The organism is Stenotrophomonas lacuserhaii (assembly GCF_039674585.1).
GTDB classification, from domain to species: domain Bacteria; phylum Pseudomonadota; class Gammaproteobacteria; order Xanthomonadales; family Xanthomonadaceae; genus Stenotrophomonas; species Stenotrophomonas pennii_A.
Genome location: NZ_JBDJNU010000025.1, coordinates 17,891 through 40,460 on the forward strand (window position 1 = coordinate 17,891; position 22,570 = coordinate 40,460).

The window sequence follows — 22,570 nt, forward strand, 5'->3', positions numbered from 1 at the left end:
TTCCTCGCCAGCACCGCCTGCCGGACCGCTCAGCCCCGCTCGACCACGCGTCCGCGCAGCGAGTTGGCGTACGCCTCGGTGATCAGGACATCGACGAACTGCCCGACCAGGCGAGCGGGGGCGGCAAAATTGACCGTGCGCATGTTCTCGGTCTTGCCGCTCAGCTCGTTCGGATCCTTGCGCGAGGGGCCTTCCACCAGTACCGACTGCACCGTGCCGACCATGGCGCTCGAAATGCCGGCTGCATGCTGGTTGATGCGGGCCTGCAGGCGTGACAGCCGGGCGTGCTTTTCCGCGTCGCTGATCGTGTCTTCCAGGTCCGCCGCCGGCGTGCCGGGACGACGCGAATAGATGAAGGAGAAGCTCTGGTCGAAGCCGATGTCTTCGATCAGTTTCATGGTCTTCTCGAAATCCGCGTCGGTTTCGCCGGGGAAGCCGACGATGAAATCCGAGCTGATCGAGATATCCGGCCGCACCGCGCGCAGCTTGCGGATCTTTGATTTGAATTCCAGCGCGGTGTAACCGCGCTTCATCGCCGACAGTACGCGGTCGCTACCCGCCTGCACCGGCAGGTGCAGGAAGTTGGCCAGCTGCGGCACGTCGCGGAAGGCGTCCACCAGCGAGTCGCTGAACTCCAGCGGATGCGAGGTGGTGAAGCGTATGCGTCCCACGCCGTCGATCTCGGCGATGGTGCGGATGAGCAGCCCCAGGTCGGCGAATTCGCCTTCGCCGTACGGACCGCGATAGGCATTGACGTTCTGCCCGAGCAGGTTGATCTCGCGCACCCCCTGCGCGGCGAGCTCGGCCACTTCCACCACCACGTCCTCGAACGGCCGGCTGACTTCGGTCCCACGCGTATAGGGCACCACGCAGAACGAACAGTACTTCGAACAGCCTTCCATGATCGAGACGAACGCCGAGGCGCCTTCGGCGCGCGGGGCGGGCAGGTTGTCGAACTTCTCGATCTCCGGGAAGCTGATGTCGACCTGCGGCCGGTTCTGTTCGCGCCGTGCGCGGATCAGCTCCGGCAGGCGGTGCAGGGTCTGCGGCCCGAACACCAGGTCCACGTAGGGCGCGCGCTTGATGATCGCTTCGCCTTCCTGTGATGCCACGCAGCCGCCGACGCCGATGATGACGTCGCGGCCATTGTTCTTGAACGCCTTCCAGTTTCCGAGCTGGCTGAACACTTTTTCCTGCGCCTTCTCGCGGATGGAGCAGGTGTTGACCAGGATCACGTCGGCCTCTTCAGGCCGGTCGGTCAGTTCCAGCCCGTCGCTGGCCGCAAGCACGTCGGCCATCTTGGCCGAGTCGTACTCGTTCATCTGGCACCCGTGGGTCTTGATGTACAGCTTGCCGCGCACCGTGTCGGGCCTGCGCGGCCCGGTGGGCAGGGCAATAAGCGGGGTATCGCCCGCAGCGGCGGGCAGGAAGACGTCTGGCGTCCCGGTCATGGCGATCAATCCAGGCGGGTGGCGGGATGGCCCCGTAGTTTACCGGAGCCACGGCCCCGTAGCGCCGACCCATGGTCGGCGAGCGCAGCGGGCCGTGGCCGGAGGGGTCCCGCCGAGCACGGCTCGGCGCTACCGGTCGGCGAAGGTAGCGCCGACCCATGGTCGGCGAGCGCAGCGGGCCGGTAGCGTGGGCCTCAACCCGCCGCCAACCCCGCATCAAGCGCCTTCCCGCGCAGCACGGCCGGATGTGCCCCCATCCGCGCGATATACGCCGCCGTGGCCGGGCCGGGCTGCAGGAGGCCAAACCCGCTCATCCAGCCCAGCGCGCTGCCCCACAGGAAATCCGCCGCCGACAGCCGCTCGCCCAGCAGGTAATCCCCCTGCTGCAGCTGATCTTCCACCACCCGCAGCACGGTCTCCGCGTCCACGTAGGGCGACATGCCACGCGGGGCCGGCGCGCGCTTCATCGCCGTGTCCACCATCGCCGGCTCGAAGCAGGAACCGTAAAACGCCAGCCAGCGCAGGAACGGGCCGCGTAGTCGATCACCTGCCAGTGGGGCCAGCCCGGCCTCCGGGTACAGCTCGGCCAGGTACTGGTACACCGCGACCTGTTCGGTCACCAGTGCCCCGTCGTGCAGGATGGCGGGCACCTTGCCCATCGGGTTGAGGGCAAGGTAGGCCGGCGCCAGGTTGTCGCCGTCCTTCAGGCTGAGCAGCTCCAGCGCGTAGTCCGCGCCGAGGGCTTCAAGCAGCACCAGCACGCCGCTCGAACGTGACGGGGAGGCGTGGTACAGGGTGACGTGGCGCGTGGTCATGGGCATGTGCTCCAGTGGAATGTACGGCCATGGTGGCGCAGTATCGCGGACAACTTCTGACCTCGATCACCTGCCGCCATGTCGCACACCGCCATCCGCCTGTTGCGCCTGATCGCCCTGCTGCAGGCCCGGCAGCGCTGGTCGGGGGGTGAGTTGGCCGAACGCATGGACGTGGACAGACGCAGCATCCGCCGCGACATCCAGCGGTTGCGGGAGCTGGGCTATCCGGTGCATGCGTCGTCCGGGATCGGCGGCGGTTACCAGATGGGTGCCGGCGGGCCGCTGCTGCCGTTGCTGCTGGAAGAAGAAGAGGCCACCGCCGTCGCACTCGCGCTGCGTGCAGCGGCGTCGAGCATGTCCGGCATGGAGGACACCACCCGTGCGGTGCTGACCAAGCTGGACCCGCTGGTCCCCCGTCGACGGCGCCAGCAGGCCGGAGAAATCCACGCCGCCACCGCCACCCTGTCGCAGAAACCCAGCGTCGACGGCCTGCTGCTGGGCAAGCTGGCCGTGGCCTGCCGGCAGGCCGCGCCGCTGGCGTTCGATTACCTGAGCCATGCCGGCGCAGCCACGCATCGCCGGGTCGATGCCCAGCATCTGGTGAACTACGGCCGCTGCTGGTACCTGCTGGCCTGGGACCACGGCCGGGCCGACTGGCGCACCCTGCGCGTGGACCGCATCAGCGCCCTGCAGCCGTTGCCGGGGCAGGGTGCGCCGGGTACTGTCGGTGCCGCCGGAAGTGGCGGTGCATCAGGCAGTGAGCCAGGCGCCCTTCGTGATGAAAGCCGAGGTGCACCTCGCTGGAACGCTCGAACAGCTGGCCCCGCAGGTGCCGCCGTGGTGCGGGGTGCTGCAGGCGGGCGGGCCGGCGCACTGCATCCTGCACGTGGGCGCGGATACGCCGGCGATGCTGGCCAGCCAGATCCTGAGCCTCGGGATCCGTCCGCTGCACGTCGTTACCACGCCGCCCGCGCTGCGTGCCGAGATGGCCGCCTGCCTGGCCGGGTTGGCAGCGGCGATGACCGATGCGGGATCTTCACGCGCGGTTTGAGCGTGACGTGCTTGGCAAGGGCCGCACAAGCTGGGACACTCGCGCCCATGAAGGGGATCTTGGGGATCGCGGCACTCATCGTTGCTGCACTGGTTGCCGTGCCGGCCAGTGCCGGCAACCTGTACAAGTGCGTTGGCGCCGACGGCGTGCCGAGCTATGACAGCAAGCGGGTGGCCGGGGCGCAGTGCAGCGTCATCAGCTACACCCGCGACAGCCGTGCGCCACGACCGGCCGTGGCCCCTGCGGCACCGGTTGCGGTGGCCGCGCCGCGTGAAGCACCGGCCGCCGGTGCGGTCCCGATGGGAATGATGGGCGCGGCCACCGCCGTCGCCAGTACCACCGCCGCGGTGATCGCTTCGCCCGCCGTCGCCCCCGCCTCGAGCCCGACCGCCGCGCCCAGGCCGCAGAACAAGGCGGGCCGGGTGGTCAGCGGCCAGGTCTATTCCTACATGCAGGATGGGGTGCGCCACTACACCAGCGCCCGTCCGTCGCGGCAGGTCGCCAGCCTGGAGCAGGTGCGCACCATCCGATACAGCTTCATCGAGCGCTGCTTCGCCTGCGGCACCCGACCGGGTGTCAACTTCGGCTCGGTGCGCTTGAACACCACCGCCTTCCAGGCCGAGATCGCCGCCGCAGCGCGCCAGTACGGCGTGGAAGAAGCCGTGGTGCGCGCGATCATCCATGCCGAATCGGCCTACAACCCGACCGCGCTCAGCCGCGCCGGGGCACAGGGACTGATGCAGTTGATGCCGCCGACCGCAGCACGTTTCGGCGTCACCGATTCCTACGATGCGGCGCAGAACATCCGCGGCGGGGTGCAGTACCTGTCGTGGCTGTTGAAGCGCTTCAATGGCGACCTGACGCTTGCCGCCGCCGGCTACAACGCCGGCGAAGGCGCGGTGGACCGCCACGGCGGCGTCCCGCCGTACAGTGAAACGCGCTACTACGTGCAGCGGGTCGGGCAGCTGGCCGAACGCTACCGCGGAGCGCTGGCCAGCAACCAATAGCCGCACTGCCGGTCCGGCAGCGTCGCGCTGCTGCACTGGCACATTGACCGCGACGAACGTTTCGCTACACTCGTTTCAGATTCAAAGCGGCCTGGCCCCCACCAGGTTGCCGGCAGCCTTAAAGCTACCTAATCAATATCGGAGTGCCGGATGGCCAACGATGGGGTATACGATCCAGTGAACCATGGACGTCGCCGTTTCCTTTCCGCTACCACTGCGGTGGTCGGGGCGGTCGGCGTCGGTTTCGTCGCAGTTCCTTTCATCAAGTCCTGGAATCCCAGTGCACGTGCCAAGCTGGCCGGTGCACCGATCAGCGCCGACATCAGTGCCCTGCAGGAAGGCCAACGGCTGATCCTGGAGTGGCGCGGGCAGCCGATCTGGATCGTCAAGCGATCCAAGGCCGTGCTGGAGGCGCTGCCCAGCCTGGATGGCCGGCTGAAGGATCCCGTATCGTCCGTACAGGACCAGCAGCCGGACTATGTGCTGAAGGAAAACCCGGAGCTGCGCTCGATAAAGCCGGCGGTGTCGGTGCTGGTCGGGCTGTGCACGCACCTGGGCTGTTCCCCGGAGATGGTCGCCGAGATCCGCCCCGAACCGTACGACGCGCAGTGGAAAGGTGGCTATTTCTGCCCCTGCCACAAGTCGCGCTTCGACATGTCCGGGCGGGTTTTCAACGATGTCCCGGCCCCGACCAACCTGCTGGTGCCGCCGCATCACTACCAGGATGACAACACCCTGATCATCGGCGTGGATCCGGAGGGAACTGCCTGATGGCCAATATCCTTGCCCGCACCGCCAGCGGTGTCGCCGACTGGGTCAATGCACGGGCCCCCGGGCTGATGCCGGTGTACCGCAAGCACGTCAGCGAGTACTACGCGCCGAAGAACTTCAACATCTGGTACTACTTCGGTTCGCTGGCGATGCTGATCCTGGTGAATCAGATCGTCACCGGCATCTTCCTGACGATGCATTACAAGACCAGCGCGGCCGAAGCGTTCGCCTCGGTCGAGTACATCATGCGCGACGTGGAGTGGGGCTGGCTGATCCGCTACATGCATTCCACCGGTGCCTCGCTGTTCTTCATCGTGGTCTACCTGCACATGTTCCGCGGGCTGCTGTACGGCAGTTACCAGAAGCCGCGCGAACTGGTGTGGATCCTCGGCATGCTGATCTACCTGGTGCTGATGGCCGAAGCCTTCATGGGCTACGTGCTGCCGTGGGGCCAGATGTCGTTCTGGGGCGCGAAGGTGATCATTTCCCTGTTCGGCGCGATCCCGGTGATCGGCAACGGGTTGACCGAATGGATCATGGGGGACTACCTGCCCAGCGACGCCACGCTCAACCGCTTCTTCGCGCTGCACGTGATCGCGCTGCCGCTGGTGCTGCTGCTGCTGGTGGTGCTGCACCTGGGCGCCCTGCACGAGGTGGGCTCGAACAATCCCGATGGCGTGGAAATCAAGAAGGGGCCGAAGGGCAACCGCTGGTCAGCGACCGCGCCCGCCGACGGCATCCCGTTCCATCCGTATTACACGATGAAAGACGCGGTAGGGGCCGGGTTCCTGCTGGTCATCGCCGCCTTCATCATCTTCTTCGCGCCGGCCTTCGGCGGGCAGTTCCTGGAACACGACAACTTCACCGAGGCCAACCGCCTGGTGACCCCGGAACACATCAAGCCGGTCTGGTATTACACCCCTTATTACGCGATGTTGCGGGTGATCCCGAACAAGCTGGGTGGGGTGATCGTGATGTTCTCGGCGATCGCCATCCTGTTCCTGGTGCCCTGGCTGGACAAGTGCAAGGTCAAATCGGTGCGCTATCGCGGCTGGATCTCCAAGGTGATGCTGGGCGTGCTGGTGGTGTGCTTCGTCTGGCTGGGGGTGATCGGTTCCGGCCCGGGCACGGCGGTGTGGGAAACCTGGGTGGGCCGCGTGCTGACCTTCCTGTATTTCGCCTTCTTCCTCACCATGCCGATATGGACGCGACTGGACAAGACCAAGCCGGTACCGGAAAGGGTGACCACGCATGACTGAGCGCTGGATGGTGCGGATGGCCCTGGCGGCCACGATGCTGCTGGCAAGCGGCCTGGCCGTTGCCGCCGAAGGCACGGCGAAGATGCTGCAGGCCGGCAACGACCTCGGTGACCGTGCGTCGCTGCAGCGCGGCGCGCAGCTGTACATGAACTACTGCTCCAGCTGCCATGCGCTGAAATACCTGCGCTACTCGCGCATGGCCGCCGACCTCGGCCTGACCGAAGAAGAGGTGATGAACAACCTCAACTTCACCGGATCGGCGATCGGCGATCCGGTGCCGGTATCCATGCCCACGGCCGAAGCGGAGAAATGGTTCGGCAAGATGCCGCCCGATCTCAGCCTGATCTCGCGGGTGCGCGGCCCGGACTGGGTCTACACGTACCTGAAGTCGTTCTACCTGGACAGCAGCCGCCCGTTGGGCTGGAACAACACCGTATTCCCGAACGCGTCCATGCCCAACCCGCTGTGGCAGATGCAGGGCCTGCAGCATGCCGTGCACGGCAAGCCGGAGGCGCCGGGGCTGGATCCGCCGGTGCTGGCGCTGGAGCTGCGCGCGCCAGGCAATGTCGATCCCGGACAGTACGACCAGGCAGTGCGTGACATCACCAACTTCCTGGCTTACGCCGGTGAGCCTGCCGCGCTCAAGCGCCAGCAGCTGGGTGTCTGGGTGGTGCTGTTCCTGGCCTTCCTGACCTTCCTGCTGTACCTGCTGAAGAAGGACTACTGGAAGGATGTCCATTGACGACTGCGGCATAGCGGCGGCGTGTACGTCAATCCGCGGCTCAATACCCTTGGCCTATTGGCTTTTGTGAGCGTCGGTTGCACACTCGAGAAAGAGTCGACTGTCGGAAATGGTCCGGCAGCGCCGATGCGGCAGGCGGACTCCTGTCGTTGGAGAGCCTTTGATGGCGGCGAGCGTACGCATGCGTAATACCCTGACGCTGTTTTCCTCGAACGACGATGTGCTCTGTCATCGGGTGCGTCTGGTCCTTGCGGCCAAGGGCGTCACCTATGACTTTGTGCCGGTGGATCCGCAGAATCCGCCCGAAGACCTGATCGATCTGAATCCGTACCACTCCGTGCCCACTCTGGTGGAGCGGGAGTTGGTGCTGTATGCGGCCTCGGTGGTCAGCGAGTACCTGGATGAGCGCTATCCGCATCCGCCGTTGATGCCGGTCGATCCGCTGTCGCGTGCGCGCATCCGGCTGGCGATGCTGCGCATCGAGCACGACTGGGTGCCGCAGGTGCAGGCCATCCAGCTGGGCAACAAGACCCAGGCCGAAGCGGGCCGCAAACGCCTGAAGGAACTGCTGACCAGCGCGGTGCCGTTGTTCAAGGCCAGCAAGTTCTTCCTGAATCCGGAAATGACCCTGGCCGACTGTGCGGTTGCGCCGATCATCTGGCGCCTGCAGGCGCTGGACGTGCCGCTGCCGAAGGACGGCAAGGCGATCGAGGATTATGGCAACCGGATCTTCCGCCACCCCGGTTTCATCCGCAGCCTGACCGAGCAGGAAAAGAAGCTCCGCGACCTGCCGGGCTGACCTGCACTTCCCGACTGTTTGCCAACTGTCCGCCCGCTCCCCTGCCACGCAGGGGGGGCGGGCGCGTACACTTCACGCATGACTGACGAATTCTTCCGGATGACCAGCCACCGCCCGTACCTGTTGCGCGCCCTGGTGGAATGGATCAATGACAACCAGCTGACCCCGCACATCCTGGTGGATGCCGGCGTTGCTGGCGTAGAAGTGCCGCCGTCCAGCATCAGGGACGGCCGGGTGGTGTTGAACATCGCCGAGCGCGCGGTGATGGGATTGGCGATCGACAACGAGTCGGTCGGCTTCTCGGCCCGCTTCTCCGGCGTGAGCTTCGCCGTGCAGGTCCCGATCAGCGCGGTGCTGGCGGTGTACGCACGTGAAACGGGGCAGGGCATGGCGCTGCCGGATGACATCATCGGCGCGGAACCGGCCGAGGAAGAGGTGACGCTGGAAGACGTGTCCGCTGACGCTGACGGCACGCCGCCGGATGACACGCCGCCGGACGGCAATCCGCCGCCGCGCCCGAGCGGTCGCCCGCAACTGCGCGTGGTGAAGTAACCCTGACGGGGGAGCGACGATGGTCGCTCCCTTCGCGCGTCCTCAGACGTCTTCGGCGTCATCCACGTCGGGGCGGATCGCACTGATCCGCGCCGCGCCGGGCCCGCTGAAGGACACCAGCTCATCGCCACGCAGGACCATCCTGCCCACATGGCGATCGATGCCGTCATACGAATATTCGAACTTGAAGGTGCGCTCGAAGCAGAGGCGCCCGTCGTCGCCGCGCGCCACTTTCAGGCCGATGGCGTGCACGCTCTGGTCCAGCCACTGCACGTCGGCGGCCTTGCACGCGTTGCGTCCGAGTACGCCGGCACGCTCGGCTGCCGCGCGCGACGAATTCCAGAACGCGTAGCCAAAGGCGCCGACGATCATCAGCAGGATCAGGGTGGGCATGGTCGGCGCACTGATTGAAGTAGGAACCCACAAGATGGTGCACCGGATGGCGCAGTTCAAGCGTTGGGGTGTGGTTTGCGCGCTGCGCGCGGGCTTTGAAGCGAACGTCAACAGCAACGTCAACGTCAAAAGCGTGGGGCAGTGGGCGGGCGGGGGGGGGGGGGGTGGGGGGGTGGCGGGGCCCCGCCGCGCTGGGGTCGGCGCTACCGCTTTTCGTCTTCTTTCTTACGCGGGTGGCGGCCACCGGAACCTGTCAGGGGGCCGGGCGGGGAGGCTGTGCGGGGCCTTGAGCGGCAGGAGCCGCGAAGCGCTACATGGACGTACTTGCGCGTGCCCCGCATAGCCTCCTCGCCCGGCCCACCCCAGCGGCAGCGTGAAAGCCACCACCCGCGAGGGGATTCCCACCTGTTCGACCGACCTCAACCGTCGCCCTGGATGCCACCCGGCGCCGTGGACGGATCCCGCCACCGCCGCACCGTCCGCTGGAAGAACAGGTTGTTCGGCAGCTGCAGCACCGTCCCCTCGTGTCCGTCGCCGGTTTCCTGCAGCGTGGTGTAGATCAGGTTCACGTCGATCACCCGCCCCTTCAGCCCCGGCTTCTCGCCGTTCTCCAGCACTTCGATGTAATCGTGCAGGCGGAATGGCCGCGTGGTGAAGATCAACAGCGTGCAGAAGATGTTCGACAACACGCTCCAGGCCGCGAAGAACGCCACCGCGCCCACTGCCGCGAACCCGGTGAAAGCCGTCCACAGCACCGTTCCGGACGTGCCCAGGATGCGCAGGATCACCAGCAGCGTACCGAAATAGATGACGAACGTAGTGATCCGGCGCGCGCCCATCACCATTTCCGGTGGCAGGGTGTAGTGCGCGGCGAAGCGGCGGATCAGCCGTCGCAGCACCAGCTTCAGCAGCCAGGCGGCCAGCAGGGCGGCCAGCACCAGCAGGGCCGTCTCCGCTTGTTCCAGCCAGGCATGGGCCCACGGCGGCAGGTACTTTTGCATGGAACAGACATCCGGTAACGCAGGGGGAGGTCGATGTTACCTGCGCCCGGCCCGGGGATCGACCATCGCCATGGCGCCGGGCAGGTCGGCACAGGCGGCCACTACGCCCTGTTGCAGCAGGCAGGCGCGGTTGCCCTGCAGGCGCACCTGCAGTTGCAGGGGATTGCCCTGCAGCAGGCCGCAGACGAGGATGGCAAGCAGGCCGCTGGCGGCGGGGGTGGACATGGGCCTTCTCCGTGGCCGGGGTGGCCGCTGGGTACCGGGCTTGGATGCAGGCGGGGGCCGAAAGGTTTAACGCCGCCTCCCGCTCAAGCGCTTTAAACCTTTTCCGCAGGCGCCGCATCCAAGGGTCATGCTCGACACGCTCACGCCCACACTGGATACAAGCCTGCCTGCCTACGACGAACCGGCGGTGGTGCGGGCTGCCGCCGCGGGCGATGTGGCCGCCTACGAGCAGCTGTACCGGCGGCATGCGCCGCGCCTGTTCGCGGTGGTGTGGCGGTTGTGCGGCGGCCAGCAGGCACGTGCCGAAGATGCGCTGCAGGAAGCGTTCCTGCAGGCATGGAAAGCGCTGCCGGCCTTCCGGATGGACAGCAGCATCGCCACCTGGCTGCATCGGCTGGCGGTCAACGCCGCGTTGATGGAGCTGCGCGCACGCAGCAACCAGGCCCACGCCAGCCTGGACGATGCGGACCTGGACCTGCCGGAAATGCACGTGCATGACCGCTGCGCCGGGACCGAACGCGATCTGGAAAGGGGGCTGGCCACCTTGCCGCCGCGCGCGCGCGCCGTGCTGGTACTGCATGACATCGAAGGCTGGAAACACACTGAGATCGCCGAACAGCTGCAGATGGCGGTCGGCAGTTCGAAGGCACAGTTGCATCGAGCACGCGGCCTGTTGCGCGCGCGCCTGGGAGACATGACATGAACCACGAAGACCCTCGTATGACCGACCACACCGACCACACCGACGATGCGCTGCAGCAGCGCCTGCGCGCGCTGCCAAGGGAGCTGGCGCCGCCGGGGGACGGTTGGGCACGGTTGCAGGCTGCGCTGCCGCCGCGGCCGCCGATCGTGGCGGACCCGCCGCGCACGTTGGGCCACGGCCGCCCCGCACGGCGCCGCCTGCGCTGGGCACTGCCAGCCGGCGCGGCCTTGGCCGCCAGCGTTGCGTTGTACTGGGTGGCGCCGATGACGATGCCGCTGACATCGCAGACGCCGGGCACGTCCAGCGTGCTGCAGCAGCAGGCCAGCGTGATGAGCGCCGACTACCGGCAGGCCATCGCGGCGCTGCCGCGGGTCGATGCACCCGAATGGCGCCCCGCGCTGCGCGAGCTCGATGACAGTGCCGACCAGATCCATGCGGCGCTGGCGCAGAGCCCGCGTTCGCGCTACCTGCTTGACCAGCTGCAACGCACCTATGCGCTGCGCCTTGAACTGACCCGGCAGGCGGCGACGTCCGCCACCGGCCTGCCCAGCTGACCCGATCCATCAGGAGTACGCATGACCATGAACGCTTCCATCCCACGCCGCTCGCTGCTGTTCACCGCGCTTGCGCTGTTGTCCCTGCCGGCGCTGGCGGACACCCGCATCGATGAACGCCACGCCATCGCCAGCGGCGGACGCATCGAACTGAGCAACATCGCCGGCAAGGTGGTGGTACGTGGCTGGGACCGCAGTGAGGTGCAGCTCACCGGCACGCTCGCCGAAGGATTGACGTTGAAACAGGAAAAAAGCGCGAACCGGGTACGCTGGGAAGTGCAGTACCCGCGGCGCAGCAACGGCAGCGGCGCCACCTTGGAACTGCGCGTTCCGCGTGCGGTGGAGCTGCAGCTGGGCACGGTAAGCGCGGACCTGGACATCAGCGCGATCGATGTCAAGCGCCTGCAGGCGAACACGGTCAGCGGTGACCTGCGTGCTGCCGGTCGCAGCGGCGAGAGCACGCTCAACACTGTCAGCGGTGATGTCGACGCGCAGGTGCAGACCCCCCGCATGGACGCGCGGACGGTGAGTGGCAGCATCCGGGCCGGTGGCGGGCTGTCCGGCGAAATCGGCGCCACGTCGGTGTCCGGCCGGGTGGAGGTAGAGGCCGGGCGCACCCAGCGCATGGTCGTGGAGACGGTATCGGGCACGGTCGAGCTGTCCGCGGCGGCGTTGGCGCCGGGCGGGCGGATCAGCGTGGAATCGGTCAGTGCGCCGATCTCCCTGCACCTGCCGCGCAACGTGTCCGCGCAGCTGTCGGTGAACAGTTTCAGCGGCTCCATCCAGAGCGACGCCGGCACGGTGGAACGGCCGCGTTACGGCCCTGGCAGCTCGCTGGATACCCGCTTGGGCAATGGCGATGGGGACATCAGCCTGGAATCGCATTCCGGTGGCGTGCGGGTCCGGCTGGGTCGCTGACCCGTTGGCAGGGGCCAGCCTTGGCCGGCCGCGGCGGTGCTGCCGCCGCGGTCGCCGACGCGGTCAGCTGGCTTTCTTCAGCGACCAGGTGTTGCCGAGGACTTCGATCTTGCCGCCCGCCTTGCGGAACGCGGCCAGGTCGGCGGCGATGCTGTTGCTGCTGGGCGTGGACGATGAACCGCCCTTGCGCTCGTTGCGGATGGTGTTGCTGGCCTTCGCGGGGGTCTTTGCCTTGCGGGGCATGGGTGCTCCTGTCAGGTGGAAGGGTGGGGAGGGTTCCAGGCAAGCGCCTGGTGCTGGTAGTCCTGCCGTTCACGCTGGCAGTCATCGCCGCCCATCTCGAACTGGCGACAGATGGCGGGACGCTGCGTATAGATGGAACAACGCAGGTGGTACGGGTCGATGGCTGCGCACCAGCCTTCTTCGTTCTGCGCCATGCGGCGGCCGCCGTGGCCGTCGCTTTCAACGAACCAGATGGGGACGTCATCGCCCGGCATCAACCACACCGGCATCCGGCAGCACACCGCGTCACAGCGACGGCAGTCGATGGAGGCGGGGGTCTGCTCAGGTTGTAAGGCCTCGTGGGCCTTCGTAATGCCCAAGGATGGTCTCGATCGCGGCTCGGAGCGGGTGCGTGGTCATGGCAGCGCCAAGAAAAGCATGGCCACAGGGCCCGCAAGGGGCGGCTGCGCACTGGAGCGCGCGGCGTGCGCCACAAGGGCGGCACGTCAGCGGTAGGCGCAGGTGAATGTCAAGCTGGTCGAGTTTAACGCGGATCGTGCGGAGATATGTTAATGCGAGCCCGCTGCGGCCAGCGCGAGCCCCTGCACGACGCCGAAGGAGGCATCGCCATGGACCTGGCGGGCCTCGGGGAAGGCATCGGCGGCGGCCTGCCGCAGGTAGCCGGCGCGGGACATGCCGCCGGTCATGAACACCGCATCCGGGGCCTGGCCGATGTCCTGGCGGACCTGGTCGAGCAGCTCCCGCAGCTGGCCAAGGTAGCCGTGCGCGGCCTGCCCCAGGCCCTCGGCGGAGGTTTCCGTCTGCAGCCCCTTTTCGATGAACGGCAGCGGGCTGGCGTGTTCGGTGGCGCCGCTGAGGCTGATCTTGGCACGCTCCACCTCACGGTACAGGCGGGCGGTGTTGCCGGTGTCCTGCAGCGCCTGCAGGCGGCTGCCATACGGGTCTTCGACGTGGTCGTAGCTGTGCTGGCGGAAGTCGCGCTGGCGGGTCATGTCCTGCACCATCGCCGCTTCCACGTAGTGGTGGGTCGGCACCCGGGTGATGCCGCGGCCGAACAGCGGCATGTAGGCGGCCAGGCTCAGCGCCAGGTCGATATCGGTCCCGCCGCGGGCGATGCCCCAGGCGCGGTGGATGCGCGGCGGTTCGCCGCCGCCCACGCGGGCATGGGCGATGTCGGTGGTGCCGCCGCCGATGTCCACGATGATCGCTTCGTGCGCCTGCCCGCTGGTGGCGTGGTAGTGCATGGCGGCCGCGGCGGGCTCTTCCATGAAGGCCACTTCGTCGAAACCGGCACCGAGCGCAGCTTCGCGCAGGATCGCCAGCGCCTGGTCGTTGCCGGCATCGCCGATGGAACTGCGGAACTGCACCGGGCGGCCGAGCAGGGCCTCGCGCACCGGCGCGCCCAGCTGCGCGCTGGCGGTCAGCCGGATGTGCTCCAGGATGTGGGTGGCGATCCCGGTGATGGTCTGGCGAGCGCGCGGATGCAGGTTGTAGCCGAGCATCGATTTCGGGCTCTGCACCAGGTTGCCTTCGTTCTCCTCGAAGTAGGCTTCCAGCGCGTCATCGCCATACACCGCGTTCTGCAGCAGCTGGCTGGAACTGCGCGGCTCGGCCATGCGCTTTTCCATCCACTGGCGGCGTAGCGACAGCAGCGCCTCGCGGCGCAGGGCTTCCAGCGGGCGCACCTGGCCGTTGGCGCGGGCCTGGGCGGCGGCCGCTTCGATCAGCGCCTGCAGCTCATGTTCCTGGCCGGGTTCAAGCTTGAACTCACCGGGGTCCTGCATGATGCCGGGGAAGTACACCGAGGTGCGGAACTGGTCGGCGTCACCGAAACGGATCGGCTGCACCTGGCCATCGCGGACGATGGCTGCGGCGGAGTTGCTGGTGCCGAAGTCGATGCCCAGGCGCATGGTAGGGTTCCGCTGTTTCGAGGGCCGCGCACTGTAGCGCGCCGGCCGGCCCAGCGGTAGGGCCGGTCCGCCCGGGCGGGCGGTTACAATGGACGCTGTTGAACTACAGCCAGGTTTCGCCCGATGTCCGCCACCCCCGCCTGCCCGCAATGCACGCTTGAAAATACCTATGCCGATGGTGCCCTGATGATCTGCGCCGACTGCGGCTTCGAGTGGACCGCCGAGGAAGGTGTCGGTTCCGGCGTGGTGGTACGGGACAGCAACGGCAACGTGCTGGCTGCCGGTGACACGGTCACGGTGATCAAGGACCTGAAGGTCAAGGGCTCGTCGATCCCGCTCAAGCAGGGCACGGTGATCCGCAACATCCGCCTGGTGGAAGACGATGCCGAGCATATCGAAGGCAACTCGGACAAGATCAAGGGCCTGGTGCTGAAAACCTGTTTCCTCAAGAAGGCCTGATGCCTCAGCGGCCCAGCCGCGCGCTGGCCTGTTGCCGCCGCCAGCGCTGCAGGCTGTCCAGCTTGTCCTGGTAACGCGATTGCAGGGCCGCACCGCCCAACGCCTGCGCGCGCGCCAGTTCGCCATTGGCGCGCTCCAGCTGGCCGGCCATCAGGTAGGCCCGGGCCAGCGCGAAGTGGAACTGGTGTGCGCTGTCGTACAGACGCAGCGCACGCCGGTAATAGGTGATGGCTGCATTGGCATCACCGGCACGTTCGGCCTGGGTGCCGAGCACATACTGGAAGAACGGATCACTCTGCCGCACGCTGCGCAGGCGGGACTGCAGGCGTGCCGCTTCGCTGGTTTCGCCCAGTCGCAGCAGCAGGTTGCTGGCATTGGCCAGGCTGGCCGGATTGCGCGGCGCGATGCGCAGCGCATCGGCGTAATGCTGCCGCGCCAGGGCCAGGTTGCCCCGGCGGGTTTCCAGCACGCCGAGATTGTTCAACGCCGAAGGAAAATCGCTGGCCTGGTGCAGTGCCGCAGCGTACCAGGCACGTGCACCGGCCACGTCACCGGCCTCCATCCGTTCGGCCCCGCGGTTGTTGTAGAAGTGGGCAAGCGCCCGCGCATCACTGATCGGGCGCGGGCCGTCGCGGTCGTACAGCACGTTGCGGTCCAGGTCGACGGTGCCACGGCGGCCGTTGAATTCAATGCCCGCGTTGACGTGGCCGACGTTGTAGAGCACGCCCGCATCCTGGTACCACGACACCACCTGCGCCACTTCCTGCACCTGCGCCTGGATGCCGATATGGCGCGCGAGGGTGACGAACAGCAGGGTGAAGGACAGGCAGTTGGCGCGACGATGCTGCCATGTCTCTTCGATGGTGTAGGTCGCCCCGGCGTCGTACTGCAGGTCCATGCCGTCGCGGTCGAAGATCATTTCCGCCAGTCGAAGCAGCTGCGGTCCGCGGCCGCCGCCGGGATCGATGACGCGGGCCTGCAGCAGCGCGGACAGGCCCGGCGGGATGGCCAGTACCTCCGCTGGGGAAGGGGGTGGAGCAGCCGTCGGCAGCGCGCCCTGAAACGATGCGGCAGGGGCCTGCGCCGCTGACTGCGCCAGCGCCGGCGCGGCGGCCAGCACAAGCGTGGCGAACGCCACCAATACGGGCAGCAACGGGCGGGTCATCGCCATTCTCCGCGGGCGCGGCATGCGCCACGGCCACGAGCATAGCGCCGCGCCTGCCTGCCGCTGCACCGCTGGTCGGATGCCTGGCGGTCATCCACAGCGGGTGTGGACCATGCACGCAGAAAGCTGTGCATAAGTGGCACCGAGCTTTTCGTTGCAGGCACCGTGAACGGGTGGTGAAAGAATGACCAGTGCTTGCGCCGCGGCGACTCGCTGGCCCATCCTGAGCACATGGAATTCCAGCCGATCATCCTGCCCGCCGGACAGTGGGACGCACTGCAGGCCAGCTATGCATCGCCGCCGCGCGCCTACCACCACTTCGGCCATGTGCGCGCCCTGCTGCAGCACGCGCAGTGGGTCGCCGAACAGGCGCCATGGCAACAGCCGCGCGAGGTCTACCTGGCCGTGCTGTACCACGATGCGATCTATGCAAGCGGGCGCAAGGACAACGAGGCGCGTTCGGCTGAGCTCGCTGCCGAGGCCATCGCACAGTGGCTGCCCGAACAGGACATCGACGTGGCACGGGTGCGCGAACTGATCCTGCTGACCGCACGCCACGGCAGCCTGCAGCCCGGCGATGTCGACGACGAGGCGGCGCTGTTCCTGGACTGCGACATGGCCATCCTCGGCGCGCCGGAAGCAGTGTTCGATGCCTATGACCGCGGCGTGGCCGAAGAGTATGCCGGCAGCGTGCCGGCCTTCCTCTACCGCGCCGGCCGTCGCCGCTTCCTGCGCAACCTGGCGCGGCAGCCGCGCATCTACCTCAGCGACCTGTTCCACCAGCATTTCGACGCACCGGCACGGGCCAACCTGCTGCGGGTGGCCGGGCCCTGACAGCGGCCGCTACACTGGCGGCCTGTCCTGTTGGCCTGATTGCGTGACTGATCCCGATCCCCGTCCGATCCCGCCGGAAGCGCCCGGTCCGAACGAATGCTGCGGCAGTGGTTGCCCGTTGTGCGTGCTCGACCTGTACAGCGAAGCGCTGCAGAACTATCGGCAGGCGCTGGCGGCGTGGTTGCTGCGGCATCCGGAGGCAGGCGCGCCATGAACCGCGCACGCGGCCTTCGCAGCGCCAGTGGCGTGGCGATGGTGGCCTTGCTGCTGTTCGTGGCGACCGCCCTGTGGACCCAGTTCGCGCGCGCTGACCTTGACTGGGTCACCGCTACCCTGAGCCTGTATCTGCACGGACCCTGGGGGCTTGCGCTGCGCATGGCGTACTGCCTGCTGGCAGGCGCCATCGTGGTACTCGGGCTTTCGATGTACCGGCAGCTGCGCGGTCCGCGCCGCAGTGGCGCCGCCGCCCTGCTGTTCGTGTGTTCCGGGCTGGGCCTGGCAGGGGTGGCGGTGGGGGACAGCTGGCTGCCCGGGCGGGCCCCGCTTGCGTGGCCGCTGGTGCACGGGCTTTCGGCGATGACCGCATTCCTGTGCGCCAGCGTGGCGATGCTGCTGCAGTCCTGGTACCTGCGCCGCGAACCCGGTTGGAAGCGCGCGGCGGCGGTGCTGTGGTGGTGGGCGTGGCTGGCCTTCGTGCTGTTGTGGCTGCACGTGTTGTGGCGGGGGCCGCCGCGCGGGGCAGGCCAGAAACTGGTGATCGCGGTGATCGTCGGCTGGCTGCTGTGGCTGGCATGGTCGGGCTGGCGCCACGCACGCGACGCACGCTGAGCGGACACCCGTCCCGGCACACACCCCGGCGCCTGCCGGGCGTATCGTGGACGCACGTCAAAGGCGAGGGGAATGCTGCATGCGGTCAGGTGGGAAATATGCTCGCGCGTTGCTGGCGTGGTGTGTGCTGGCGCCCTGCGTGGCTGTTGCACAGCCGGTGCAGCCAGCCAGCCACGGCAGGTTCCAGCAGGTGCCGGTGCAACCGCCACCGGGCCCGGTGCAGCGCGTGGTGGTGTGGTTCCATGCCACTGGCAAGGCCGCAGCGGCGCAGCGCGAACGCGATGCCCTGCGCGCGGCCGGCGCGCTGGTGGTGTCGGTCGACATGGGGCAGGTGCAGGACGCCTTGCAGCGCGAAGGCAGTGCGCCCTGCGCGTTCGGTGCAGGCGACGTGGAGAATTTCTCGCGCTGGCTGCAGGCGTGGCTGCACCTGCCGGGCTATCGCCTGCCGTTGCTGGCCGGCGATGGCGACGGCGCCCGGTTCGCCTATGTGCTGGCGGCGCAGGCTGGCGAGGGCGTATTCGCCGGCGCGTTGACCACCGGCTTCCAGCCGGGCGCGGACAACCAGCGCATGGCCTGTGGCGCCGGCATCGTCGATGGCACGCTGAAACCCGTGCCGCTTGCGCTGCCGTGGCTGGCGGCCGACAGCGGTGCGCAGGCGCGTGCCTTCCAGCAGACGATCGCTTCGGCACGCACCTTCCGCCGTACTGCTCGCGGCGATGCACTGCCTGGCCTGCTGGCCGCGGCGCGGGTGCTGGGCGAAGCACCCGGGGTCAACGTGGCGCCTGCCCCGAAGGACCTCGATGGCCTGCCCGTGGTCGAGGTGCCTTCGACCGTGCCCGGCGATACCGTTGCCATCTTCGTGTCCGGTGATGGCGGCTGGGCGGGACTGGACAAGGACGTTGCCGCGGCGCTGGCCGCGCAGGGTGTGTCGGTGGTCGGAGTGGACTCACTGCGGTACTTCTGGAGCGCACGCACGCCGGCCGGTTTCGCCGCCGACCTGACCCGCATCGCCGACTATTACCGCCAGCGCTGGCAGCGTCCGAAGCTGCTGCTGATCGGCTTTTCCCAGGGTGCCGATGTACTGCCGGCCAGCATCAACCGGCTGGCACCGGCGCTGCGATCGCAGGTGGAACTGATCGCGCTGCTGTCGGTGGGGCGCACGGCCGACTTCGAATTCCACGTCAGCAACTGGCTGGGCAGCAACGATGACGGCCTGCCGATCGCACCGGAGATCGCCCGCCTGCCCGCCGACAGGACCCTGTGTATTTACGGGCAGAAGGACGCCGACGCCCTGTGCCCGGACCTGCCGCCGGGCGCGCGCGTGCTGCAGTTGCCCGGCGACCACCATTTCAACGGTGACCACGACCGCCTCGCCCGGGAGATCCTCAACGCCGCTGCGCGCTAGTGGCGGGGCTCGAGAGAGATAAGGCGGGTGGCATCGAGCAGTGCGGCCGGCAGGTGCACGCCACCGGGCGCGGCCAGGTAGCGCGGCCGCCACTGCGGGGCGAACTTGGATTTGAAGCGGCGCAGTCCGCTGAATCCATAGAAGCGCTCGCCGTGGCGCGCCACCAGCGAGGCCACGCGTGACCAGCGGCCGGCGAGGCGGTGATCGGCCAGCCCGGACAGCGGCGCCATGCCCAGCGAGAACCGGGTATCGCCGCGCTCGCGTCCCCACAGGAACAGTTCGATGAACAGGAAGTCCATCGTGCCCTTCGGGGCATCGGGCAGGTGCCGCATCAGGTCGACCGACAGCTCGTGCCCGGCCGGTGCGTGCCACAGGTTGGCGAAGGCCACGATACGGCCTTCCGCTTCCACCAGCGCCACCGGGAAACGTGCCAGGTAAGCAGGGGCGAAGCTGCCCAGCGAGAAGCCTTTTTCCTCGCCGGCCTTGTCGTCCAGCCAGGCGCTGGAAACCGCCGACAGTTGCGGGATGAGTGCCGGTACGTCGTCGGCTGCCGCCACGCGGAAGCTCAGTCCGCTGCGTTTGCCCCGGTTCCAGGCTTGCCGCAGGTCGGCGCGGTCGCGGCCTTCCAGGGTGAACTCCTGCAGTGGCACCATCGCCTCTTCGCCCAGTTTCACCAGCCCCAGTCCCAGGTCGAGGTAGGTCTGCCAGTAGGCTTCGCCCACCTGGTAGAACACCGGTCGCAGGCCAAGGCGGTCCGCTTCTTCGCGGAAACGCCAGATCAGCGTCCGGGCCACGTCCGGCGGCCCCACCGGGTCGCCCATCGCGATCAGCGAACCGCCATGCCGCTGCATCATCACGAAGCCCAGCCCGGCCGCGTCGCGCAGCACCGCCTTGTCTGCGGTGAGCACCAGGCAGGCCTGGGTATCGCGTGCGGCCGCCAATACCGGCGCCAGCGCCTGCAGGGTGGCCTCATCGGCCACCGGCAGCGGTCCGCGGGTGCTGTGCAGCAGCCGGCCGATGCCGAAGATCGCCACCGCCATCGCCACCACCAGCAGCGCACGCAGCGCGCGCGGTGCGTTGCCGGACAGCGCGAACTGCCACCACAGCTCGTTCTGGTATTCCACATGGCTGTAGACGAAGAACAGCAGCCACACCACCGCCACCAGCACCAGGCCGAGGTTGCGCAGCCACGGCCACGACCACGCCTGGTCCAGCAGCGCGCCCTCGCGGTAGAACTCACGACGTGCCGTCCACAGCGCGACCGCCACCAGCAACGCAGCGACCGCGATCAGCACCTGGCCACCGCGCAGCCAGATCGGCAGCGGTGCCGCGACGCAGATCGCCAGCGCCAGCATCCAGGCGGCATGGCTGCGCCGCGACAGCCCCTGGCCGATCAGCAGCAGCACCACGCCGGCCAGGCTGCCGAGCAGGTGCGAGGTTTCCAGCAAGGGGAGTGAGGCCGTGTGCAGGTGCCGATGCGGCGCGGGCAGCGTGCCGTCCACGATCAGCGCAGCGCCGACACTGAACACCGCAAGCGCGACGATATGCGGCAGCCACGGGCGCAGTGCTTTCCAACCGGCACGGGTGGCACCGGCACCGGCACGCAGCGGACGGCGCAGTGCCGGCGCGGTGGCCAGCAGCGTGGCCAGCAGCAAGGGCAGTACGTAGTAGGTGATGCGGTAGACCAGTGCGGCGGCCAGCACCGCCCCGGGCGCGACCTGCGGCAGCAGCTTGAGCAGGCTCCATTCGAACACGCCCAAGCCGGCCGGTACGGTGGAGACCAGGCCGGCCAGCACCGCCACCAGGTACATGCCGACGAAGCCGGGCAGGCCGGTGGGCGTGGAATCGGGCAGCAGCACGTACAGCGCGGCAGCGGCGAGCACCAGTTCGACCACGCTGAGCGCGGTCACCGCCAGCATGGTGCGGCGATCCGGCAACCACAGCGCATGGCCGAAGAAAGAGAAGGTGCGCCCTCCGCGGCCGACCGCCAGGATGGCCACCGCATAGCCCAGCAACAGCGTCGCACCACCGGCCTGCAGCATCCCGGTGCGCAGCGGAACGGCCAGGGCGGCGGCGGCGGGTTCCAGGCACAGCGCGGCGCCCAGCAACACCCAGGCGCCGAACACGAAGCCCAGCGTGCTCATCAGCACCACCTGGCCGATCTGGGCCAGGTCCAGCCCGGCGCTGCGATAGCCGCGCAGCCGTACCGCGCCACCGGTCAGTGCGGCAAAGCCGACCGTCTGTCCCAGCGCATGCGCCAGGAACGCGGTGATGCCGATCCGCGCCGGATGCACGCGCACGCCACTGCGGCGCAGGCCGATGGCATCAAAGCCCACCAGGCAGGCATAGCTGGCCAGGGCCAGCAGCACCGCCAGCAGCACCTGCCCGTTGCCAAGATCGTGGAACGCCTGGCGCACCGCGCGGTAGCCATGTTGGTCGAAGGCGCCGGCCAGTCCGTGCAGCGCCAGGGCCAGCACCAGCAGCGGAAACGCCATGGTCAGCAGCCGCTTGATGCGTTGGCGGGCGGGGGCCGCGGGAGGCGGGGCTTCGGTCATGGAAGGAAAGTGGACCCGCACGGGCGATGGGCGCGTCAACGGCGCGAAGCTGCGCATCGTGCGCCCGTGCCGGGGGTTTGGCTAGAGGAGGGCGGTCGGCTGTTGCACTGCCGTTGCCATCACCACAAGCCGGGCGCGGTGGGCCAGAATGGGGCTTGTCCACAGAAAGAGGAGCACGCCCGTGTTGGAGCGTTTCGATGTTGGTCCGCGCATGTCCGAGATGACCGTCCACAACAAGGTCGCCTACCTGTCGGGGCAGATCCCCGAGGACACCAGCCAGGACATCACCGGGCAGACCCGGCAGGTGCTGGAAGAGATCGACAAGCTGCTGGTGCAGGTGGCCAGCGACAAGCAGCACGTGCTGCGGGCGGAGGTCTTCCTGGCCGACATCGCCGACTTCGATGGCATGAACGCGGCGTGGGACGAATGGGTGGTGCCGGGCATGACCCCGGCGCGTGCGACGGTGGAAGCCAAGCTGGCGCATGCAGAGTGGAAGGTCGAGATCGTGGTGACCGCCGCGGTTCCGTGATCGGGTGTTGAGGTGTTGCCGGGCTGCGCCCGGCACCTGCTCTTCAAGCAACGGCAACGGCAACGGCAACGGCAACGGCAAAAGCTGCAGGGCTGTTGGGTTGGCGGGGCGGGGCGGCTGTACAGGACACGCCGCAAGTACGTCCATGTAGGCTCGCTTTTCGCATCCATGCGAAAAGACGGTCCTGCACAGCCACCCCGCCCCACCTTCGACAGGTCCATGGCGGCCATGGGCCGGCGCTACCGCTTTTCTCTTTTTTTCATACGCGGGTGGCGGCCACCGGAACCTGTCAGGGGCGGGGGGGTGGGGCTGGGCGGGGGCGTTGAGCGCCATGGAGGGCGCGAAACGAGGCCCGCAGGAGCGGCTTCTGCCGTCCCCCGCCCAGCCCCGCCGGCCGACCC

Annotated in this window: 25 protein-coding genes and 1 pseudogene; 16 read left to right on the top strand and 10 right to left on the bottom strand. The window is 68.1% G+C overall.

Features of this window, described 5'->3' with window-relative positions:
• Positions 1-29: 29 nt before the first annotated feature.
• Positions 30-1,451: a tRNA (N6-isopentenyl adenosine(37)-C2)-methylthiotransferase MiaB gene (miaB, locus tag ABE522_RS11035; RefSeq protein ID WP_346591739.1), complete on the bottom strand. Its 1,422-nt coding sequence runs from the start codon at positions 1,449-1,451 to the stop codon at positions 30-32.
• 194 nt (positions 1,452-1,645) lie between these two features.
• Positions 1,646-2,266, bottom strand: a complete 621-nt coding sequence (locus ABE522_RS11040) for a glutathione S-transferase family protein (RefSeq protein WP_346591740.1) — start codon at positions 2,264-2,266, stop codon at positions 1,646-1,648.
• A 78-nt stretch (positions 2,267-2,344) separates the two neighbouring features.
• On the opposite strand from ABE522_RS11040, the pseudogene ABE522_RS17510 reads away from it, so the two are divergent.
• The 7 genes and pseudogenes from ABE522_RS17510 to ABE522_RS11075 all read left to right on the top strand — a co-directional run bounded on the left by ABE522_RS17510 (position 2,345) and on the right by ABE522_RS11075 (position 8,447).
• Positions 2,345-3,317: pseudogene (locus ABE522_RS17510) on the top strand (helix-turn-helix transcriptional regulator).
• A gap of 47 nt (positions 3,318-3,364) precedes the next feature.
• Complete coding sequence (locus tag ABE522_RS11050) at positions 3,365-4,324, top strand: lytic transglycosylase domain-containing protein (RefSeq protein ID WP_346591768.1); 960 nt, start codon at positions 3,365-3,367, stop codon at positions 4,322-4,324.
• 150 nt (positions 4,325-4,474) lie between these two features.
• The gene (gene petA, locus ABE522_RS11055) at positions 4,475-5,095 is read left to right on the top strand and encodes a ubiquinol-cytochrome c reductase iron-sulfur subunit (RefSeq protein ID WP_346591741.1); all 621 of its coding nucleotides are present in this window, start codon (positions 4,475-4,477) and stop codon (positions 5,093-5,095) included.
• A complete protein-coding gene (locus ABE522_RS11060) occupies positions 5,095-6,354 on the top strand; it encodes a cytochrome b (RefSeq protein WP_346591742.1) in 1,260 nt (419 codons plus the stop codon). Before petA ends, ABE522_RS11060 begins: the two co-directional genes overlap by 1 nt.
• Entirely contained in the window at positions 6,347-7,096 is a 750-nt protein-coding gene (locus ABE522_RS11065; RefSeq protein ID WP_346591743.1) for a cytochrome c1, read from the top strand. The genes ABE522_RS11060 and ABE522_RS11065 overlap by 8 nt, the downstream gene beginning before the upstream one ends.
• 163 nt (positions 7,097-7,259) lie before the next feature.
• A complete protein-coding gene (locus ABE522_RS11070; protein WP_123699408.1) occupies positions 7,260-7,895 on the top strand; it encodes a glutathione S-transferase N-terminal domain-containing protein in 636 nt (211 codons plus the stop codon).
• A gap of 78 nt (positions 7,896-7,973) precedes the next feature.
• On the top strand, positions 7,974-8,447 hold the full coding sequence (locus tag ABE522_RS11075; protein ID WP_346591744.1) for a ClpXP protease specificity-enhancing factor: 474 nt from the start codon (positions 7,974-7,976) through the stop codon (positions 8,445-8,447).
• Between the two features lie 42 nt (positions 8,448-8,489).
• On the opposite strand, the gene ABE522_RS11080 is transcribed toward ABE522_RS11075, so the two are convergent.
• From ABE522_RS11080 to ABE522_RS11090, 3 genes are all read right to left on the bottom strand, one after another.
• On the bottom strand, positions 8,490-8,840 hold the full coding sequence (locus ABE522_RS11080; protein WP_346591745.1) for a DUF3301 domain-containing protein: 351 nt from the start codon (positions 8,838-8,840) through the stop codon (positions 8,490-8,492).
• 419 nt (positions 8,841-9,259) lie between these two features.
• On the bottom strand, positions 9,260-9,841 hold the full coding sequence (locus ABE522_RS11085; protein WP_346591746.1) for a mechanosensitive ion channel family protein: 582 nt from the start codon (positions 9,839-9,841) through the stop codon (positions 9,260-9,262).
• 36 nt (positions 9,842-9,877) lie between these two features.
• The gene (locus tag ABE522_RS11090) at positions 9,878-10,066 is read right to left on the bottom strand and encodes a hypothetical protein (protein WP_101100372.1); all 189 of its coding nucleotides are present in this window, start codon (positions 10,064-10,066) and stop codon (positions 9,878-9,880) included.
• A 127-nt stretch (positions 10,067-10,193) separates the two neighbouring features.
• On the opposite strand from ABE522_RS11090, the gene ABE522_RS11095 reads away from it, so the two are divergent.
• From ABE522_RS11095 to ABE522_RS11105, 3 genes are read left to right on the top strand one after another with little or no spacing between them, the layout of a single operon-like run.
• A complete protein-coding gene (locus tag ABE522_RS11095) occupies positions 10,194-10,769 on the top strand; it encodes an RNA polymerase sigma factor (protein ID WP_346591747.1) in 576 nt (191 codons plus the stop codon).
• Between the two features lie 17 nt (positions 10,770-10,786).
• Positions 10,787-11,323 (top strand): hypothetical protein, encoded by a 537-nt coding sequence (locus ABE522_RS11100; RefSeq protein ID WP_346591769.1) that lies wholly within the window; start codon positions 10,787-10,789, stop codon positions 11,321-11,323.
• Between the two features lie 27 nt (positions 11,324-11,350).
• Entirely contained in the window at positions 11,351-12,241 is an 891-nt protein-coding gene (locus ABE522_RS11105; RefSeq protein ID WP_346591748.1) for a DUF4097 family beta strand repeat-containing protein, read from the top strand.
• 63 nt (positions 12,242-12,304) lie between these two features.
• On the opposite strand, the gene ABE522_RS11110 is transcribed toward ABE522_RS11105, so the two are convergent.
• The 3 genes from ABE522_RS11110 to ABE522_RS11120 form a co-directional block, all read right to left on the bottom strand.
• Positions 12,305-12,484 carry a hypothetical protein gene (locus tag ABE522_RS11110; protein ID WP_042615088.1) on the bottom strand — a complete coding sequence of 60 codons (180 nt, stop codon included), beginning with the start codon at positions 12,482-12,484 and terminating at the stop codon, positions 12,305-12,307.
• An 11-nt stretch (positions 12,485-12,495) separates the two neighbouring features.
• The gene (locus ABE522_RS11115) at positions 12,496-12,789 is read right to left on the bottom strand and encodes a YkgJ family cysteine cluster protein (protein ID WP_083492053.1); all 294 of its coding nucleotides are present in this window, start codon (positions 12,787-12,789) and stop codon (positions 12,496-12,498) included.
• Positions 12,790-13,032: 243 nt separating this feature from the next.
• On the bottom strand, positions 13,033-14,394 hold the full coding sequence (locus ABE522_RS11120) for an Hsp70 family protein (RefSeq protein WP_346591749.1): 1,362 nt from the start codon (positions 14,392-14,394) through the stop codon (positions 13,033-13,035).
• A 123-nt stretch (positions 14,395-14,517) separates the two neighbouring features.
• Between ABE522_RS11120 and ABE522_RS11125 the strand changes: the two genes are divergently transcribed.
• Positions 14,518-14,853 (top strand): zinc ribbon domain-containing protein YjdM, encoded by a 336-nt coding sequence (locus ABE522_RS11125; RefSeq protein WP_042615086.1) that lies wholly within the window; start codon positions 14,518-14,520, stop codon positions 14,851-14,853.
• Between the two features lie 4 nt (positions 14,854-14,857).
• Here ABE522_RS11125 and ABE522_RS11130 read toward each other — a convergent pair whose 3' ends face one another.
• Positions 14,858-16,018 (bottom strand): tetratricopeptide repeat protein, encoded by a 1,161-nt coding sequence (locus ABE522_RS11130; RefSeq protein ID WP_346591750.1) that lies wholly within the window; start codon positions 16,016-16,018, stop codon positions 14,858-14,860.
• A gap of 231 nt (positions 16,019-16,249) precedes the next feature.
• Between ABE522_RS11130 and ABE522_RS11135 the strand changes: the two genes are divergently transcribed.
• The 4 genes from ABE522_RS11135 to ABE522_RS11150 all read left to right on the top strand — a co-directional run bounded on the left by ABE522_RS11135 (position 16,250) and on the right by ABE522_RS11150 (position 19,085).
• On the top strand, positions 16,250-16,852 hold the full coding sequence (locus ABE522_RS11135; protein WP_346591770.1) for an HD domain-containing protein: 603 nt from the start codon (positions 16,250-16,252) through the stop codon (positions 16,850-16,852).
• Between the two features lie 43 nt (positions 16,853-16,895).
• On the top strand, positions 16,896-17,066 hold the full coding sequence (locus tag ABE522_RS11140) for an oxidoreductase-like domain-containing protein (protein ID WP_192083205.1): 171 nt from the start codon (positions 16,896-16,898) through the stop codon (positions 17,064-17,066).
• Positions 17,063-17,680 (top strand): DUF998 domain-containing protein, encoded by a 618-nt coding sequence (locus tag ABE522_RS11145; protein WP_346591751.1) that lies wholly within the window; start codon positions 17,063-17,065, stop codon positions 17,678-17,680. The genes ABE522_RS11140 and ABE522_RS11145 overlap by 4 nt, the downstream gene beginning before the upstream one ends.
• A 79-nt stretch (positions 17,681-17,759) precedes the next feature.
• On the top strand, positions 17,760-19,085 hold the full coding sequence (locus ABE522_RS11150) for a virulence factor family protein (RefSeq protein ID WP_346591752.1): 1,326 nt from the start codon (positions 17,760-17,762) through the stop codon (positions 19,083-19,085).
• On the opposite strand, the gene mprF is transcribed toward ABE522_RS11150, so the two are convergent.
• Positions 19,082-21,640, bottom strand: coding sequence for a bifunctional lysylphosphatidylglycerol flippase/synthetase MprF (gene mprF, locus ABE522_RS11155; RefSeq protein WP_346591753.1), 2,559 nt, complete (start codon positions 21,638-21,640; stop codon positions 19,082-19,084). The two genes, ABE522_RS11150 and mprF, sit on opposite strands and share 4 nt — an antisense overlap.
• Before the next feature lie 181 nt (positions 21,641-21,821).
• On the opposite strand from mprF, the gene ABE522_RS11160 reads away from it, so the two are divergent.
• Positions 21,822-22,169: a RidA family protein gene (locus tag ABE522_RS11160; RefSeq protein ID WP_346591754.1), complete on the top strand. Its 348-nt coding sequence runs from the start codon at positions 21,822-21,824 to the stop codon at positions 22,167-22,169.
• The last annotated feature ends 401 nt before the right edge of the window (positions 22,170-22,570 follow it).